This window comes from Pseudoalteromonas sp. SWN166 (genome assembly GCF_015864485.1).
GTDB lineage: Bacteria > Pseudomonadota > Gammaproteobacteria > Enterobacterales > Alteromonadaceae > Pseudoalteromonas.
In genome coordinates this window covers 55,331-73,734 of the sequence record NZ_JADYXB010000010.1, presented here as the reverse complement: position 1 = coordinate 73,734, position 18,404 = coordinate 55,331, and the positions used below count along the sequence as shown (strand labels likewise).

Annotated in this window: 15 protein-coding genes; 8 read left to right on the top strand and 7 right to left on the bottom strand. The window is 38.9% G+C overall.

Annotated elements, in window-relative coordinates:
- Positions 1-9 precede the first annotated feature (9 nt).
- The 3 genes from carB to dapB all read right to left on the bottom strand — a co-directional run bounded on the left by carB (position 10) and on the right by dapB (position 5,547).
- Positions 10-3,228 carry a carbamoyl-phosphate synthase large subunit gene (gene carB / locus I6F49_RS08345; RefSeq protein ID WP_197118863.1) on the bottom strand — a complete coding sequence of 1,073 codons (3,219 nt, stop codon included), beginning with the start codon at positions 3,226-3,228 and terminating at the stop codon, positions 10-12.
- A gap of 16 nt (positions 3,229-3,244) precedes the next feature.
- Positions 3,245-4,381, bottom strand: a complete 1,137-nt coding sequence (carA, locus tag I6F49_RS08340; RefSeq protein ID WP_197140097.1) for a glutamine-hydrolyzing carbamoyl-phosphate synthase small subunit — start codon at positions 4,379-4,381, stop codon at positions 3,245-3,247.
- Between the two features lie 362 nt (positions 4,382-4,743).
- Positions 4,744-5,547: a 4-hydroxy-tetrahydrodipicolinate reductase gene (gene dapB / locus I6F49_RS08335; RefSeq protein WP_197176506.1), complete on the bottom strand. Its 804-nt coding sequence runs from the start codon at positions 5,545-5,547 to the stop codon at positions 4,744-4,746.
- Positions 5,548-5,911: 364 nt separating this feature from the next.
- On the opposite strand from dapB, the gene I6F49_RS08330 reads away from it, so the two are divergent.
- The 3 genes from I6F49_RS08330 (at position 5,912) to I6F49_RS08320 (ending at position 9,324) form a co-directional block, all read left to right on the top strand.
- Positions 5,912-7,225 carry a Na+/H+ antiporter NhaC family protein gene (locus I6F49_RS08330; RefSeq protein ID WP_007584540.1) on the top strand — a complete coding sequence of 438 codons (1,314 nt, stop codon included), beginning with the start codon at positions 5,912-5,914 and terminating at the stop codon, positions 7,223-7,225.
- Between the two features lie 132 nt (positions 7,226-7,357).
- Positions 7,358-8,146, top strand: a complete 789-nt coding sequence (locus I6F49_RS08325) for a nucleoside-binding protein (protein WP_165741049.1) — start codon at positions 7,358-7,360, stop codon at positions 8,144-8,146.
- Positions 8,147-8,307: 161 nt separating this feature from the next.
- Positions 8,308-9,324 carry an alpha/beta fold hydrolase gene (locus I6F49_RS08320; RefSeq protein ID WP_165741048.1) on the top strand — a complete coding sequence of 339 codons (1,017 nt, stop codon included), beginning with the start codon at positions 8,308-8,310 and terminating at the stop codon, positions 9,322-9,324.
- A 67-nt stretch (positions 9,325-9,391) separates the two neighbouring features.
- On the opposite strand, the gene I6F49_RS08315 is transcribed toward I6F49_RS08320, so the two are convergent.
- Positions 9,392-10,189, bottom strand: coding sequence for a M48 family metallopeptidase (locus tag I6F49_RS08315; RefSeq protein WP_010553413.1), 798 nt, complete (start codon positions 10,187-10,189; stop codon positions 9,392-9,394).
- Positions 10,190-10,386: 197 nt separating this feature from the next.
- Here I6F49_RS08315 and I6F49_RS08310 point away from each other — a divergent pair, with 197 nt between their 5' ends.
- The gene (locus I6F49_RS08310; protein ID WP_010553412.1) at positions 10,387-11,589 is read left to right on the top strand and encodes a Bcr/CflA family efflux MFS transporter; all 1,203 of its coding nucleotides are present in this window, start codon (positions 10,387-10,389) and stop codon (positions 11,587-11,589) included.
- 34 nt (positions 11,590-11,623) lie between these two features.
- On the opposite strand, the gene grpE is transcribed toward I6F49_RS08310, so the two are convergent.
- Positions 11,624-12,223 carry a nucleotide exchange factor GrpE gene (grpE, locus tag I6F49_RS08305; RefSeq protein WP_197179738.1) on the bottom strand — a complete coding sequence of 200 codons (600 nt, stop codon included), beginning with the start codon at positions 12,221-12,223 and terminating at the stop codon, positions 11,624-11,626.
- Between the two features lie 58 nt (positions 12,224-12,281).
- Complete coding sequence (locus I6F49_RS08300) at positions 12,282-13,247, bottom strand: HrcA family transcriptional regulator (RefSeq protein WP_197179737.1); 966 nt, start codon at positions 13,245-13,247, stop codon at positions 12,282-12,284.
- A 154-nt stretch (positions 13,248-13,401) separates the two neighbouring features.
- On the opposite strand from I6F49_RS08300, the gene nadK reads away from it, so the two are divergent.
- The 4 genes from nadK to I6F49_RS08280 all read left to right on the top strand — a co-directional run bounded on the left by nadK (position 13,402) and on the right by I6F49_RS08280 (position 17,028).
- Positions 13,402-14,286, top strand: coding sequence for an NAD(+) kinase (gene nadK / locus I6F49_RS08295; protein WP_197179735.1), 885 nt, complete (start codon positions 13,402-13,404; stop codon positions 14,284-14,286).
- Between the two features lie 77 nt (positions 14,287-14,363).
- Positions 14,364-14,921, top strand: coding sequence for a hypothetical protein (locus I6F49_RS08290; RefSeq protein WP_197179733.1), 558 nt, complete (start codon positions 14,364-14,366; stop codon positions 14,919-14,921).
- A gap of 75 nt (positions 14,922-14,996) precedes the next feature.
- On the top strand, positions 14,997-16,670 hold the full coding sequence (gene recN / locus I6F49_RS08285; protein WP_197179731.1) for a DNA repair protein RecN: 1,674 nt from the start codon (positions 14,997-14,999) through the stop codon (positions 16,668-16,670).
- Positions 16,671-16,704: 34 nt separating this feature from the next.
- Positions 16,705-17,028, top strand: coding sequence for a hypothetical protein (locus tag I6F49_RS08280; protein WP_197179729.1), 324 nt, complete (start codon positions 16,705-16,707; stop codon positions 17,026-17,028).
- 12 nt (positions 17,029-17,040) lie between these two features.
- Here the strand turns inward: I6F49_RS08280 and I6F49_RS08275 are convergent, their stop codons facing one another.
- Positions 17,041-18,063 (bottom strand): GGDEF domain-containing protein, encoded by a 1,023-nt coding sequence (locus I6F49_RS08275; RefSeq protein WP_331461448.1) that lies wholly within the window; start codon positions 18,061-18,063, stop codon positions 17,041-17,043.
- Between the last annotated feature and the right edge of the window lie 341 nt (positions 18,064-18,404).

The following is an 18,404-nucleotide window of genomic DNA, read 5'->3' as shown; positions in this document are numbered from 1 at the left end:
CACATTTCCTTAGTTCAATCGCAGGTGTAGCTCTTGAACTGACGTCACTTTACTGCGGTCATCTGCTTTGTTAGCAGTACAGTTAGCGAATGCCGCGTTCAAGGTTGTCGTATAGTTGGTTTTATTTTGCAATGCACCACGACGTAACACCTTCGAATCTTCGATCGCTTGGCGACCTTCGGTGGTATTAACAATATAGCTGTACTCTTTATTCTTAATATAATCAAGAATATGCGGGCGGCCTTCATATACTTTGTTTACACGTCGTACTTCAATGCCAGCTTCTTCAAGAGCTTCTGCCGTGCCACCAGTTGCGTCAAGTTCAAAACCTAAGTCGGTCATGATTTTGGCTAATTCAACAATACGTGGCTTATCGCTATTACGAACAGATAATAACGCGCGACCACCGCGTGGTAAAGTATTGCTTGCACCTAATTGTGCTTTTGCGAATGCTTCGGCGAAAGTATCGCCAACACCCATCACTTCACCTGTTGAACGCATCTCAGGACCACGGATTGGATCCACACCTTGAAACTTAGCAAACGGCAGTACAACTTCTTTAACGCTGTAGTAAGGAGGAATCACTTCTTTAGTAATACCTTGGCTTGCTAAAGACTGACCAGCCATACAACGTGCAGCTACTTTTGCAAGCGCTACACCCGTAGCTTTTGATACAAACGGTACAGTACGTGCAGCACGAGGGTTGACTTCGATTAAGTACACTTTGTCTTCTTTTACTGCAAACTGTGTATTCATCAAGCCAACAACACCAAGTTCAAGCGCCATGTCGGTTACTTGCTTGCGCATTACGTCTTGCACTTCTTGTGATAAAGAATGTGCTGGTAATGAACAGGCTGAGTCACCCGAGTGAACACCCGCTTGCTCAATGTGCTCCATGATACCGCCGATGATTACTTGCTCGCCGTCACAAATTGCGTCAACGTCAACTTCAATCGCGTTATCTAAGAAACGGTCCAGTAATACAGGTGCTTCGTTTGATGCTTGTACAGCTTCGGTCATGTAGCGACGTAAATCATCTTCGTCGTATACAATTTCCATTGCACGACCACCTAGTACGTACGACGGGCGAACAACGAGTGGGAAGCCAATTTCAACTGACTTAAGTAAGGCTTCTTCAGTTGAAGTTACTGTTGCGTTTTCTGGCTGAAGTAAGTTTAAACGCTCAACAAGTTGTTGGAAACGTTCGCGGTCTTCTGCACGGTCAATCGCATCTGGTGAAGTACCAATGACTGGCACACCATTAGCTTCAAGCTCACGCGCTAGCTTAAGTGGTGTTTGACCACCGTATTGTACGATAACGCCTTTTGGCTTTTCAACACGTACGATTTCGAGTACGTCTTCAAGCGTAATTGGTTCAAAGTATAAACGATCCGAAGTATCATAATCGGTAGATACCGTTTCAGGGTTACAGTTAACCATGATGGTTTCATAGCCGTCTTCACGAAGCGCAAGCGAGGCATGTACACAACAGTAATCAAACTCAATACCTTGACCGATACGGTTTGGACCACCACCAATAACCATGATTTTATCACGATCAGTTGGGTTAGCTTCACACTCTTCATCGTAAGTTGAGTACATGTAAGCTGTGTCTGAGCTAAATTCTGCAGCACACGTATCAACACGTTTGTATACTGGCACTATGTTTAATAAATGACGCTTTTTACGAATTTCAGCTTCAGATACACCTGCAATTTCTGCTATACGCGGATCTGCAAAGCCTTTGCGCTTAAGTTTACGTAGGAAGTCAGCATTTAAACCCGCCATGCCTACTTTCGCTATTTTTGCTTCGTCTTTTAAAATGTCTTCTATTTGTACTAAGAACCAACGGTTTACTTTAGTCAGCTCGTAAACATCATCAACGCTCATGCCATGGCGCATTGCATCGGCAATGTACCAAATACGCTCAGCGCCTGGCTCGCGTAGTTCGCGGATGATTTTTTCTTTTGCTTTAGGGTCATCAAGTGCCACTATTGGGTTAAAACCTGTAGCGCCTACTTCAAGACCCCGTAATGCTTTGTGTAGTGACTCTTGTTGATTACGACCAATTGCCATTACTTCGCCAACTGATTTCATTTGCGTAGTTAAACGGTCGTTTGCACCGGCAAATTTTTCAAAGTTAAAGCGAGGAATTTTTGTAACAACGTAATCGATTGAAGGCTCAAAAGACGCAGGTGTTTTGCCACCAGTAATGTCGTTTTGAAGTTCATCAAGCGTGTAACCTACAGCTAATTTTGCAGCAATTTTAGCAATTGGGAAACCCGTTGCTTTTGATGCTAGTGCAGATGAACGTGATACACGTGGGTTCATCTCAATGATAACCATACGGCCATCTTCTGGATTAATACCAAACTGTACGTTCGAACCACCGGTTTCTACACCAATTTCACGTAATACTGCCATAGAGGCGTTACGCATAATTTGGTATTCTTTGTCAGTTAGCGTTTGCGCTGGTGCAACAGTGATTGAATCGCCAGTGTGAACACCCATCGGGTCAAAGTTTTCAATGGTACAAACAATAATACAGTTGTCGTTTTTATCACGTACAACTTCTGTTTCGTACTCTTTCCAACCAATTAGTGATTCATCAATCAATAATTCGCTAGTAGGCGATAAATCTAAGCCGCGTTCACAAATTTCTTCAAACTCTTCTAAGTTATACGCCACACCGCCGCCGGTGCCGCCCATAGTAAAAGAAGGCCTGATAATACATGGCAAACCAATGCGCGTTATGATGTCTTTGGCTTCATCCATAGAATGAGCAATCTCAGCACGTGGACATTCAAGACCAATATTTTTCATTGCTACGTCAAAGCGTTCGCGGTTTTCTGCTTTGTCGATTGCATCAGCCGTTGCACCAATAAGTTCAACGCCGTGCTTAGCCAATACACCGTGCTTGTCTAGTTCAAGTGCACAGTTTAATGCTGTTTGACCACCCATTGTAGGCAGTATTGCATCAGGCTTTTCTTTTTCAATGATTTTTTCTACCACTTCCCAATGAATGGGTTCGATGTATGTTGCATCGGCCATATCAGGGTCTGTCATGATAGTTGCAGGGTTTGAGTTAACTAATATAACTCTGTAGCCTTCTTCTCTAAGTGCTTTACACGCTTGAGCACCAGAGTAGTCAAATTCACACGCTTGACCAATTACAATTGGGCCTGCGCCTAAGATAAGAATGCTTTTTATGTCGGTACGTTTTGGCATTATTACTCCAGTTAAATTAGTGTTTACGCGCTTGCATCAAATCGATGAAGTGGTCAAATAATGGGGCTGCATCGTGCGGACCAGGGCTTGCTTCAGGGTGACCCTGGAAGCTAAACGCAGGTTTATCTGTACGATGAATACCTTGAAGCGTTCCGTCAAATAACGATTTGTGCGTGGCACGAAGCGTACTTGGCAGGCTTGACTCTTGCGCAGCAAAACCATGGTTTTGAGCTGTGATCATAACTACATCGCGGTCTAGGTCTTTAACTGGGTGGTTAGCGCCGTGGTGGCCAAATTTCATTTTTTCTGTTTTAGCACCTGAGGCAAGGGCTAATAACTGATGACCTAAACAGATACCAAAAATTGGTGTGTCGGTTTCTAAAAAGGTTTTAATTGCATCAATAGCGTAAGTACATGGCTCAGGATCGCCAGGGCCATTAGATAGGAAGATACCATCAGGGTTTAAAGCCAGTACGTCAGCGGCAGAGGTTTGCGCTGGTACTACTGTAAGTTTACAACCACGGTCTACAAGCATACGTAAAATATTACGCTTTACACCGAAGTCGTAGGCAACAACATGAAACTTTTCATCAGCAGCATCAAGAGTTTTAAATCCTTCGCCTAATGTCCAGCTTGATTCGCGCCACTCAAAATTTTCCTTGGTTGAGACAACTTTTGCTAAATCCATACCTTTTAAGCCTGGGAAGGCTTGCGCGGCTTGTAGCGCTTTACTTTCGTCTAGCTCGTCGCCAGCAATAATACACCCGTTTTGTGCGCCTTTATCACGCAAAATTCGAGTTAACTTTCTGGTGTCGATGTCCGCAATACCTAAAATATTACGTTCTTTTAAGTAATCATCTAACGATTGCTCGTTACGAAAATTACTTGCTAGCAGTGGCAAATCACGGATCACTAGGCCTTTAGCCCAAATTTGATTCGCTTCTTCGTCTTCGCTGTTGGTACCCGTATTACCGATATGTGGGTACGTCAAAGTTACGATTTGTTCCGCGTATGATGGATCAGTCAAAATTTCTTGATAACCAGTCATAGACGTATTGAATACTACTTCACCGACTGACATGCCGTCAGCGCCGATTGCAGTACCGCGAAACACTGTGCCGTCTTCTAGGACTAACAGAGCGGATTTAGTCAAGTTAAACCTCCTAACAGTAAAAAACGGGAGTAAGCAATTGCTTAACACCCCGCCAATACCCAGAGGGATCGTCAAAACTAGATTTTCGTGAGCTTAAATAGTTTTACGCAGTCTTAAATGATGCCGATATAAAACGCTAAACCTTCAATCATTTTTTCTTGCCTAAAACTATTTTTATTCCCACTGAAACCCAGGATTTACTAGCCATTTGGGTATAATTGGAAACACGCATTTAGTAATTTTTGGCAAATTGGCTGCATATTACATGAAGTTGCTATTTAGGTCTAACACTTTTTAGTAAATTGTTACAAACAAGTCACTGTAGGTGAAATTAGACCCAAACAGTTAAAAAAGTAACTAAACTACTTAAGATCTAGCACATCTTGCATATCATAAAGTCCTGCAGGTTTGTTTTTCAACCAGCTTGCAGCCCTTACAGCACCTAGAGCGAACGTCATTCTTGAACTTGCTTTATGGGTTAATTCAAGCCTTTCGCCCATTGTAGCGAAGTATGCGGTGTGTTCACCTACTATATCGCCCCCTCTTAGTACCGAATAACCAATTTCATTTTGCGATTTAGCTGTCTCCACTTGGCTGCGGTCATATACAGCAACCTCGTCGTGGTCCCAGCCTTTAGCCTGTGCAATTGATTCGCCAATGGCTAATGCTGTGCCCGATGGCGCATCGATTTTATGACGATGATGCGCTTCAAATATTTCAATATCTAAATCGTCACCAAACTTAGTTGCCGCTGTTTGTACTAGGTTTAATAGTACATTTACGCCAACACTGTAGTTTCGGGCAAATACAATTGGAATATGTTTGGCTGCATCGTGTAGTAGCGCCATATCCTCGGTTGTTAAACCCGTTGTACCAATAACCATAGGAATTTTTTGTGCTACAGCGGTTTTTAAATGATTTTTCATACCTGCAGGAAGCGTAAAGTCGATTAAAATATCTACATTATCTATTGTGGTTTCTTCGCTAAAGCTAACACTGTTGTCGGCTGCGCTATTTACTTGGTTTACATTAATACCTAATAACGATGAACTACTACGAACGTATGCACCTGTAAGTTGTGTTTGCTCTTTAATTGTCGCTGCTTCTAATAGAGCTAAGCCCATTCTGCCATTAGCACCAAAAACGCCTATTCGATTTGTAGTCATTGTTTTTACCTAATTTAAATTTGAATCCGTTTTTTACTAATCTGAGTATATATCCGGAGGATTGCAAATACGCACTTGGGCATTTTTATGCAACTGGACAAATATTAATCGCTGAAAATAGCGTTACTTTGTAGATATTATCTAAAAGTCATGCAATAGTCAGGTGACCTTTTAATTTAATAATAATAACAATACCAGTTTACTTTAGCCATCTATACATTTAAACTTCTCTTTCGCGTCGATTTGGTCTTTGGCTTGCGGGCGCTGCGGTCTTCTTAATTAATAAAATAAGAGTGACTCGCTAAATTCAGCTAAAAGAGGAGTTTTTGGCTGTTGTATTACTAAACTGTTTACGAGGAATATGATGCAGCCATCATTTAATAAAAACAAAGCTATACTTTCTTTACTTCCCCTACTGACCTTTGTAGCACTATTTTTAGGCTCTGGTTTGTACTTGCAATCGCAAGGGGTTGATTACGCTTTTTATCAACTTCCTGCTCCAGTGGCTATATTACCCGCTATTATGCTTGCGTTTATTTTAAATAAAGGCACAGTAAACGAATGTGTAGAGACCTTTATTAAAGGTGCCGGACACAACAATATTATTACCATGTGTTTAATTTACTTACTTGCAGGTGCTTTTTCTGCCGTTGCCAGTGCAACTGGTGGTGTAGATGCGGTAGTAAATGCTGGCTTATCACTTATTCCACCTTCGTTATTGCTCCCTGGCTTATTTTTAATTGCAGCGGTTGTATCAACAGCTATGGGGACGTCAATGGGAACAATCGGTGCTATTGGGCCTATTGCTTATGCGGTATCAATTAAAACCGGTATAGATCCAGCATTAATGGCAGGTACGATTGTATCTGGCGCTATGTTTGGCGATAACCTATCAATTATTTCCGACACCACTATTGCAGCCACACGAACGCAGGGCTGTGAAATGAAAGACAAGTTTAAAGAGAATCTTAAAATTGCAGTCCCTGCTGCAATACTAACTATTGGCTTGTTGTTTTACTTAACACCTGCAGCACAAGTAGTTGAGACCAAAGATTACGATATTTGGTTAGTACTTCCTTATGCTTTTATTTTAGTGTTAGCCGTTGCTGGCTTGAACGTATTTGTAGTGTTGTTTAGCGGTATTATTTTTGCTGCATTAATGGGCTTTACAGGAAGTTATGAAGGCGCAAGCTTTGTAAAAGATATTTACAAAGGCTTTACCGATATGCAGGAAATATTTTTACTATCAATGTTTATTGGTGGCTTATCTGAATTTATTCGTATTAACGGTGGCCTTGATTTCATTGCCCAAAAAATTCAAGCCATAACTAAAATCATCGCAAAATGGCACCGTAAAGTGGCCGATCAATTAGGTATTGCAGCATTGGTTATGACAAGTAATATGTGTATTGCTAATAATACCGTATCTATTATTGTTGCTGGCCCTATTGCTAAAAAGCTGGCAGATGATGGTGAAATAAGCGGTAAACGCTCTGCAAGTTTGCTTGATATATTTGCTTGTGTAACGCAAGGCTCACTTCCTTATGGCGCACAAGCGCTACTGTTAGGCGCTACGTTTAAAATTAGCCCGTGGGAAGTATCAACGTCTTCTTATTACTGCTTTATTTTAGCCTTTACTGCAATTACTATTATTTGTTTACGCCGTAATAAAGCGTAATAAATTGAGTCATTACATGTTGCAGCTTATTAAGTAGGCTGCAACATGTGTTAAATTAGCGATCAACAAATCAATCTCTTCTGCTATAATTGCCGCTTCCGCGTGTCACTAAAATTATAGTTATAAACAGTTATGAAATTTAAAAAATTACTCCCTTTTATTACCCTTACTTCTCTCGCTTTATCATCGTCGGCTTTCGCTGCCAATTGGAGCAGTACAGCAGTACATATAAATAATGGCAGCCAAAAAAATCCATTCACTGAGCAAGAGTCAGACACCACTGTTTACTCGCTTCAACATGCATCGGGCTATGACTACGGCGATAATTTCTTTTTTATTGATTACAGTAAAGACGATATAGATGACGGTTACCAAGATGCTGATTTTTATGGTGAGTGGTACTCAACGGTTAGCTTATCTGCCATCACTGGTAAGCAAATTGGCTCTGGCGCATTATTAGATGTTGGCCTAACGGGCGGTATTAACGTTGCTGGTGATGCAAAAGTAATGAAGTATCTACCAGGTGTTAAATTAAGCTGGGATGTACCTGGGTTTAACTTTTTTCAAACGCTGTTCACAGCCTACATTGACGATAGTGAAGGTGTAGCAAAAGGCGGCGCACCTATTGAAACTAATAGTTGGATGCTTGATGTAGCTTTTGAATATCCTTTCACTATTGGCTCACAAAAGTTTAGCTTTAAAGGCCACGCTGAATACATCGCAGAGCGTGAAGATGAATTTGGTAACGATGTAGAAGCTTGGATACTAGCACAGCCTATTTTAGTGTGGGATATGGGTCACGCCCTTCAAATGAAAGAAAACACACTACTGCTGGGAATGGAATTACAATACTGGCACAACAAATTAGGTACTGAAGTCACTGAATCGGTACCACAAATCCATATTGAGTGGACATTTTAAGCTTCAACAATCAGCTCTTTACTCAGTAATAATAAGCGAAGCACTATTTTAGCTTCGCTTTTTTTCGTCCACGTAAAACATTTAATTGAACAGGTTTAAATACTTAGTTATTGTTGTACTTCTTTTTAAGCCAAGCGCTCGCCTTTAATAGGAGTAACTGAATGTCGTCGATTAAAGTGATTTGTTTCTCTACTTTATTAGTACTAACAAACAATGCCTTAGCTGGCACTTCTCAAGATACATCCGCCCTTTCTTATGATGCACTATTAAGCAATTACGAATACGATTTTAAGGTAAATTACTTTGCACTTGAGTCGCAAAAACAATCATTAAAAATGGCTTATATTTACTTAAAGCCAACTAAAGCCGATATGCCTACAGTTACACTTATGCATGGCAAAAATTTTAATGCTGACTACTGGACTACCACTGCGCAATACCTGCAATCTTTAGGTTATGGGGTATTAATCCCTGATCAAATTGGTTTTGGCAAGTCGTCTAAGCCAACTAATTACCAGTATTCGTTTGCGACGCTTGCTCATCATACGCGCGCATTAATGGACTCGCTTAATATAAAAGAGTCAGTTGTTATTGGGCACTCTATGGGTGGGATGCTAGCGAGTCGTTTTGCATTAATGTACCCAAACGCCACTAAAAAGCTAATTTTATTAAACCCTATTGGGCTTGAAAACTACTTGCAGTATGTTGATTACAAAGATACTAATTTTTTCTATAAAAACGAGCTTTCAAAAACACCGGAAGGCGTTAAACGTTATCAGCAAAAAAATTACTACGATGGTAAGTGGAATACAACATATTCAGCCTTAACTGACTTTATAACAGGGCAAATACAAGGCCCAGATAAAGAACAAATGGCATGGGTGAATGCAAAAACATACGATATGATTTTCACTCAACCTGTAATAACCGAATTTAAAGATTTAACTGTGCCAGTTAAATTAATTATTGGTACACGCGATAGAACCGGTCCAGGCCGTAACTGGAAAAAAGAGGATGTTGATTACGAGCTTGGTCGATACGATAAATTAGGCAAACACGCTGCAACACTTATTCCTGACGCACAATTATTCGAACTAGATAACTTAGGGCACCTGCCGCACATTGAAGATTTTGAACGCTTTAAAAATGTATTACAAAAGGCGCTTACTACTAAATAGAAGTGAGTGCTGAATATAAAAACCCTGTAAGTAAACTACTTACAGGGTTTTTATTATAGAAGCTAAATTACAACTTACATTGTGGGTTTTTACCCTGTGCTTTAGCTGTACTTTGCTCACTAAGTGCTTTACTCATTTGTGCTTGTAAGTCTTTAATACGACTGCTTGGCGCTGGGTGAGTTGATAAAAACTCAGGTGTTGTACCACTACCTGCTGCACTCATATTTTGCCAAAGGGTTACTGATTCTTGTGGATTAAAGCCTGCTTCAGCCATTAAATCTAAGCCAATTTCATCAGCTTCTGACTCGTGCGAACGGCTAAATGGCAAAACAACACCATACTGTGCGCCTAAGCCTAGACCCTGCATAATTTCATTACGGTATTGAATGTTACCCATTTCAAGTGCTGCACTACCAAGTTGCATACCGGTATCTAAAATAGAGCTTTGTGAAACACGTTCATTAGAATGCTCAGCAATTACGTGCCCTACTTCGTGCCCTAGCACTGTTGCTAGTTGGTCTTGATTGGTGGCTATTTTTAATAAGCCCGTATGAACCCCAATGTAACCACCAGGTAGTGCAAAAGCGTTAGCAGATTCATCTTCAAATACAACTACTTCCCAATTTTGCGACGCGTATTCTTTTGGTAATACAGCGACTACTTTTTCAGCAATGCAATTTACATATGCATTTGTTTTTGCATCTTTATTAATTGGTTGGCTTTTTTTCATATCTGCAAAACTAGCAGTGCCCATTTCACTCATTTGTTGATCTGAGTAAAGCGCTATTTGAGTGCGTCCAGTTGGTGACGTTTTACAACCGACTAAAACGGCTGTCGCTAATACTGCAAGTACTAGTTTTTTCATGATAATTCTCTTAAGTAATGAATTTTTTATTGCTTGTAGAATAGCAAACACAGTACCAATTTAAAATATTTGCTTTATATACCTTTATATTAAAAAGATGCGATAAGACGATAAACTTAGCAGGCAAACTAAGTTTATCCAAATACAATGCCCTGTTACACTATAGCCCTTGTTTTTAGTGATTGTTGAGTTTACACATGGACGCCTCAGCCTCGTCTTTTAATACCCGTATTTTATTGCCTTTATTAGCCAGTATCGTGGCGATTACTCCTTTGGCTATTGATATGTATTTGCCCGCCATGCTGGTAATTGCAAGCGATTTACAAACTAATATGCCAAATGTACAAATATCGTTGAGTATTTACTTAGCGGGTTATTCATTGGGGATGTTATTTTTTGGCCCTATTGCCGATCAAATTGGCCGCCGTAAGCTCGCACGTATTGGCTTAACCCTATTTGGCGCAAGCTCACTTGCACTCGCATTTACAACCGAAATCCATGCGTTTTGGACTCTTAGAGCAGTGCAAGCATTTACCGGAGCGGCAGCAACCGTAGTCGTACCGGGTATTATTCGCCATATTTATCAGCAAAATACAGCTAAGGGAATGTCGTATGTGTCGATGATCATGATGGTAGCACCGTTAGTAGCCCCCTCTGTTGGTTCGTTTATTTTAGGATTTTCTGTTTGGTCAACCATATTTTTGGTTCTTGCTGGATATAGCTTTTTAATATTAGCGTTTGTACAAGTGTATTTAATAGATATACCTATTCATAAAAATGAGAAAAAAGGCCTCGCTCTATTTTTTGATAGCTATAAAACAGTACTGAGTAATAAAGACGCGCGTGCGGATATACTCAGTTCTATGTTTGTATCGTTTGGATTTTTTTGCTTTTTGACCTCAGTACCATTTATTTATTTAGATTTATATGAAGTATCAGAACAGTTATTTGGTGTGTTATTTGCGTTTAATGTAATGGCGCTTATGTTTGGTAACTTTTTAAATACGCGAATTGTACCAAGGCTGGGCTCTCGAAAAATGCTCTATATTGGGCTTGTATGTGGGTTTGTATCGGGGCTTGCGCTGTTAACATTTAGCTTATTGCACTTATCACTTTATTATATTGTGGCTGCTATTGCGCCATTAATGATGAGTTTAGGTGTCACTGCAAGTAATGCTGATTCGCTAATATTAATGAAGTTTGAAAGAAACACAGGTACAGCAACGGCCGTAATTGGCACACTTCGTTTTGGTAGTGGTGCATTAGTTGGCCCGCTACTCGCCATTATGCACGCAAAAAGCGCAGTGCCATTTTCAAGTTTAATGTTTAGTGCTGTATTACTCACTATGCTCGTACAGCTAATTCACTATAAAAAAGACAAAAAAAATGCCTCAATATGAGGCATTTTTATCAAAGCTAATAACCTTAAATTAATTAAGCGTCAGCAGCTTTAGAAACCATAACCATTGCAGGGCGTAATAAACGACCATTCAATGTGTAACCTTTTTGCATAACAGCAAGTACTGTATTAGGTGTTACATCGTTACTTGGTTGAATTGACATTGCTTGATGAAAATCTGGATTAAATTGCTCACCTTGTGGGTTTACAATTTCAACACCAAATTTAGAAACAGCATCATTAAAGCTCTTAACCGTCATATCGATACCTTCAAGTAACGGCTTTAATGTTTCATTTTCTTTGTCAGAAAACTCAATAGCGCGTTCAAGGTTATCGATTACAGGTAGTAATTCGTTAGCAAATTTTTCTAGTGCAAATTTATGCGCTTTTTCTACATCTTGTGCTGCACGACGACGAATATTATCTACGTCTGCGGCTGCACGAACAACACCGTCTTTTTGATCGGCAATTGTTTGCTTAGCGGCTTCAAGCTCTGCATATAGCATCGCTATTTCTGCTTCAGGGCTTTGCTCTTGCTCTGAATGTTGATCAGCTGCTTCTACATCAGCCTGCATTTTAGAAATTTCTTCGTTTAATTCTACTTCTTGCTCAGGGTTTTGTGTCTGCTCAGACATAAAATACGTGCTCCAATTCTTTTCAACTGCGGTAATTATGGGGATTGAATAAAAAGATTCAAGAGTTAGATGTCTCAATTAATTTAAATTCTTGAATTATTTCTTCAATCTGCGCTGATTTAGGGCAAATTATACAAAAACGGCTTTGATATTCTTGATTTTGAAAGTACGGCACGCTTATTACAATCAATTCATCGCACTCAGTAAAAGGTAATTTTTCGCTATTGAGTACCGATACACCATTTTTAAAAGCAAGTTTATCTTCTACATAATTTAAAAACGAAACACCAATATTTAAACTTTGTTCGCAGTCTATTTGTTTGTAGAGGTAATTTTCACCAACAACAATACTATTATCTGAGCCTAATTTTTGGCTTAGTTGTCGCGTCCACTGATTAAGCGAATCATGACAATTGTTAGGGGCTGTATTGGCCATTGCTTGCATACGGTACAAACCTTCCATTAAGGTCTGTTGGCTAAATACCGTATTTAACCACGTCGCAAATTGATAACGAACGGAGTCTGACGAATCATGAGGTTTATCAATACAAATATTATGACTCTGCCCTGCCCTATCTATTAATAAAATAAGCCAGTCGGTAGAATCAAAATCAAGCACTTCCACTCTAAATACTTGCTGTGAGCTGGCTTGTGGTAAACCAACGCAACAACACACTTGATATTTTTGGCTCAAGGCATGCGCGAGCTCAACGAGTTGTGATTGCTGTGGTTGCCAATAAGTAGCAATATCAGCAAGCACAAAAAATTCGTCAAACCAATAATCAAACCCTTCATTTGTGGGTACTCGCCCAGCGGATGTATGAGGTGAATACAATAAGCCCACTTTTTCTAAGCGAGCCATAGCATTACGTACCGTAGCCGAACACACTGCCATCCCTTTAAGCTTAGCAATTTTTGTTGATGGGACGGGCAAACCCTCACCATTACAGTACATGTTCATAACAGCTGAAAAAATTTGCTGATCTCGTGGGTTTAGTTTCATGGTATCTACATCTTGTTGCATGAAAGAGATATCGGGGCGTTTAGTTGTTTTTCAAGTCGTGCAGCTAACTCACAGTGAATAAAACTGATGGTTTATAATATTGCTATAATCTGTATTTTCAAACACTTCTGTTTTGAGTTACTCTACAATTATTAAATCTCTTTATGCGTACATTATGGACTCTCCTTTTAACACCATAGGCCTAATTGGCAAACCTAATCACCCGGGAGCAGCGGCTACACTGCAGCGTCTACATACATTTTTACTTGCGCTTGGCTTTAAAGTGATTGTAGAAAAACGTACGGGGAGTCAATTAGACAATATCCCTTCAGACAAACTCGTTAAATTAGTCGACTTAGGTGAACAAGCCGATTTAGCCATTGTTGTAGGTGGTGACGGTAACATGCTTGGCGCAGCACGCGTGCTTGCACGCTTTAATATTGCTGTAATTGGTGTAAATAGAGGTAATCTTGGATTTTTAACCGATTTAAACCCTGAGGGATTTGAAGCAAGCTTAGAGCAAGTACTTAGTGGTGAATACCTTGAAGAAAAACGCTTTTTATTAGAAGTAGAAGTATATCGCCACAACGAATTAAAGAGTGCAAACTCAGCCGTTAACGAAGCGGTACTTCATGCCGATAAAGTAGCTCACATGATTGAGTTTGAAGCCTTTATAAATAATGACTTTGTATTCTCTCAGCGATCTGATGGTTTAATCGTATCAACCCCTACAGGCTCTACAGCCTATTCGCTATCCGGTGGCGGGCCAATATTAACGCCAGAGCTAAATGCAATATCGTTAGTACCTATGTTTCCTCATACCTTATCTAGCAGACCTTTAGTGGTAGATGCCGAAAACGAAGTACGTTTGAAGTTAAGCCTAGAAAACACAGACAGCCTTCAGGTAAGTTGCGACAGCCATGTCGTGCTTGCCGTATTGCCCGGCGATGAAGTAGTCATTAAAAAAGCCGATAAACAATTGCGCTTAATTCATCCAAAAAATTACTCGTACTACAACGTTTTGCGTACAAAACTTAATTGGGGTAGTCGTTTATACTAATTTCATTGCCAAATTTAGCACTATAAAGCAAAATGGCGGCTTAAAATAACAATCAACTAATTTAGGAACGAGTAGCAATGACTTATGTAGTATTCTTTGCTTTACTGCTATTAATTACGCTTTTATACAGTTATCTCAAAATTGAGAGTAATCGTAAAAAAGCGATTGAAGCTAGAAAAAAACTATTTAATGAACGTGTTTTGCATGTAAATATACGCCTTAAAGCAAAACTTAATGAGCTACTTGACGCTAAAATAATTCGCCCAAAATATATTTCACGTATTCAAGCTATTGTCAGTAATTTCTTTGTTGTTCAATCTCATACAGACGAAAACTTGCAACAGCTTGAAGACACCGCCGACCTACTAATTAATATATTGTCCAGCGAGTTAATTAAAACTAATCAAACAGATATAATTCAACCATTGATTGATAATATACAGTACTTTGTATCTGAGTTACCTCAGCAAGGAATTTTATATAATAAGAGCTTTTATCTAAATACCTTACCTCCTCTCATTGCCCTGCTTAAAACTGAAGACATTGCACAAGCCACTGATATTATTGATGATCAAGTTAATACCGCTTCCCAAACGTCTGATACACAGTTTAATCAAGATGTAAGCGTTGCGTAAATAATAAAAAATTAATTTGCAAAAAACCAAAACACTGTATAAATTAACAGTTAATTGACTGGATGGATAAACAGTATGTTAATTGGTTTAGAAGTTAAAAATTTTGCAATTGTAAGTAATTTAAGCACAGAATGGCGCAGCGGTATGACCGCGATCACAGGTGAAACAGGTGCTGGTAAGTCTATTGCTATAGACGCCCTATCGCTGTGTTTGGGTGAACGCGCTGAAGCATCAGCAGTGCGCCCAAGCTCTGATAAAGCCGAAGTATGCGCACAATTTGACTTAACAAATTTACCGCTTGCTCAAGCATTTTTAGAGCAACATATGCTAAACAATGGCGATAATGAATGTTTATTACGCCGTGTTGTTTGCAAAAATGGCCGTAGTAAAAGCTATATTAATGGCAGTGCAGTTACTGCATCACAATTAAAAGAGCTTGGTCAATATTTAATATCTATTCATGGACAACATGCCCACCAATACCTATTAAAAGCGGAGCATCAGTTACAGCTTTTAGATGCCTACGCAGGCCATCATCATTTAGTAAACTCAGTAAATAAAAACTATAAACAGTTTGCTAACTTACAAAAAGAATTTAAGCACTTAGAACAACAACAGCAGCAACAAGCAGCGCAAAAGCAATTGTTAGAGTATCAAGTTGCTGAGCTTGATGAATTTGCCTTACAAGAAAATGAGTTTGATTTAATTGAGGCTGAGCATTACAAACTAAGTAATAGCCAAACGATATTAGAATCGTGCCAACGTGAGTTACAACACTTATACGAAAGTGATGAGCAAAATGCCTGTTCATTACTACAGCATAGCGCTCAACAATTTACTGAACTGGCTCAATATGACGAAAGTTTAGCAAGCGTGGCTGCACTGCTTAGCGAAGCCGCAGTCCAAGTTGAAGAAGCAAGCCGAGAAGTACGTAATTACACTGAACAAACAGATTTAGACCCTGCCCGCTTAGGTGAAGTAGAGAATAGATTAAGTGGTGCGATGGATTTAGCACGCAAGCACCATATAAAGCCACAGCAGTTGGTTGAGTTTCATCAATCGATTGCTCAAGAACTTGAGTCAATAAGTAATAATAGCAATCGCTTAGAGCAACTAGAGTCAGAAATAGAAAACGCGTTACTTACTTATAAGCAAGCTGCTGATGAACTAAGTAAAAGTCGCTGTGAGTATGCTAATACACTTAACACACTAATAAGTGAAAGCATGGCTAATTTATCAATGGAAAACGGTGTTTTTGAAATAGCCTTAACTCAAGAGAGTAATCGTATACCAAACAGCTTAGGCTTTGATAACGTCTCGTTTTTAGTATCAACTAATCCGGGGCAGCCACTTCAGCCATTAGCTAAAGTAGCATCAGGGGGTGAGCTTTCTCGTATAAGCCTTGCTATACAGGTAATTATTGCCCAAAAAGTAACAACTCCAACGCTTATTTTTGATGAAGTTGATGTCGGTATATCAGGCCCAACGGCATCTGCCGTAGGTAAATTATTACGCCAATTAGGTAAATCTACCCAAGTGATTTGTGTTACTCATTTACCACAAGTAGCTAGTAGTGCGCATCAGCAGTTTTTTGTAGCTAAAGAAATATCACAAGGGGAGACGTTTACTCATATGCTGCCTTTGAATAAAGATGGCCGTATTAATGAAATAGCCCGTTTACTTGGTGGTGACAATATAAGTAAAACAGCTAAAGCGAATGCTAAAGAACTAATAATGGCTCACGCTTAATGTGTTAGTAAAGAACGTCTTCAAGGATTAAATAATGCACAATACCTTAGTTGATTTTTGTATAATTTTAAGTTGGTTGTTATTAGTACTAAGCACCTGTTTAATTATATTTAGTAAATATAAACATACTTGTTTTAAACAACGTTTATTTAGGTTTTTAAATAGCTTTTTAGTTTTTCAACTAGCCGTTGTGGCCTATTACTTTTCTAACGAAAAGGTAAATGGGCTAAGTGATTTAAGTATTAGTTATTGGGTTTTAATTACAATGCAAGTTACGTGTAATGTAGTTTGTTATATGAGCGTAAAACGCAGAAAAGCTAAAATAAAGCCATCCCTTGATTCGTTTTCAATGGACTAATACGCATAACAATTAAGAGGAGCAAGTTCTGTTTTTTCCTTGCTCTTTTGCTTTATAAAGTAGTTCATCAGCTAACTTAATATCTAGGTCGATAGAACGCTCAACGCCCGCTGAAATTGCACCAATACTTATTGTTAACTTTACACTATGTGAAAGCTGTTTCACTGCTGAACTTTTAAGAGAATGATGGATTTTTTCTGCAATTTCTTCTGCATCTTCAATGGCTGCATTTGGGATAGCAATTAAAAACTCTTCACCGCCCCATCGTGAAGCAATCGCATCTTTGGGGATACTTCTCTCAAACGTTTTAGCTAAGTGAATAAGTGCTTCATCGCCAAAATCATGACCAAATTGATCATTAATTTTTTTAAAATTATCTACATCAGCTAATAAAATAACGAATGGAATATGGTTTTTTGTTAGTTCAGTTTTAAAAGTAACCAATTTATTCATAGCATAACGGCGGTTTGGCAGATTTGTGAGTGGATCTATAGTGGCTAGAAATTCATTTTTTTTACTTAAAGCGATTAATTTACTGCTGTACTTTTCTCTTGAAAACTCATAATAACCACTCAGCGATGCGACAATTATAAAAGCGAGTATAATTCTAATCGGAAACTGTTCAGGGTTATAGTCGTATATATTAAATGTATCAGCGCAATAGAAACCGAGAACAATCGCCGATAAAAATAAAACAATATCAAACGTCCCTCGTTTAAGCCCTCGAATTGAGTAAGTAACAGGAGAAACTATAAATATCCATATAGGCCCTGTACCTTGTGCTCCTCCTGTAAGTACTAGATAAAACATCAATGCATACAAGTTATATAAAATTACAGTTGCAGATTTTTCTACACCTCTGCCTATATTAAACGCCGATAAGTAAACAAACGAAGAAACAACCAAAGTAAATGCTAATAAATAGCTGTTGTTAATAAATGCCAAGCTAGCCATCGAAAATGTAGCTATAAACCCTGTCGAAGAGAAAAATCGAACAATGAGCTTCCTTTCTGAATTGTTTGAGTATTCGTACATAATTTCTATTTATTTTATTTGTATATAAAAGCCAACTTATAGATAAAAAGTAAGCAAACCGTAAACAGCATGGGATAATGAACCTACTTTATATTTAAATCAACTACTAAGATTATTATTTAGGCTGATAACTGTATGCATATTATACATCTCTTATCCTCGTTTTGTATAAATACTGATTTTGTGGTGTAGAAACCAAAAATGTTTAAAATTCACTTAGGAGTGATAGGTACTATATGGAAGCAACAGATGATATTAATATAGTACCGTTTGTTACTCATTACATTGATATTACATTCTAATAAAACAAAAAAAAAGCAAGCCACATGGCTTGCTTCTAA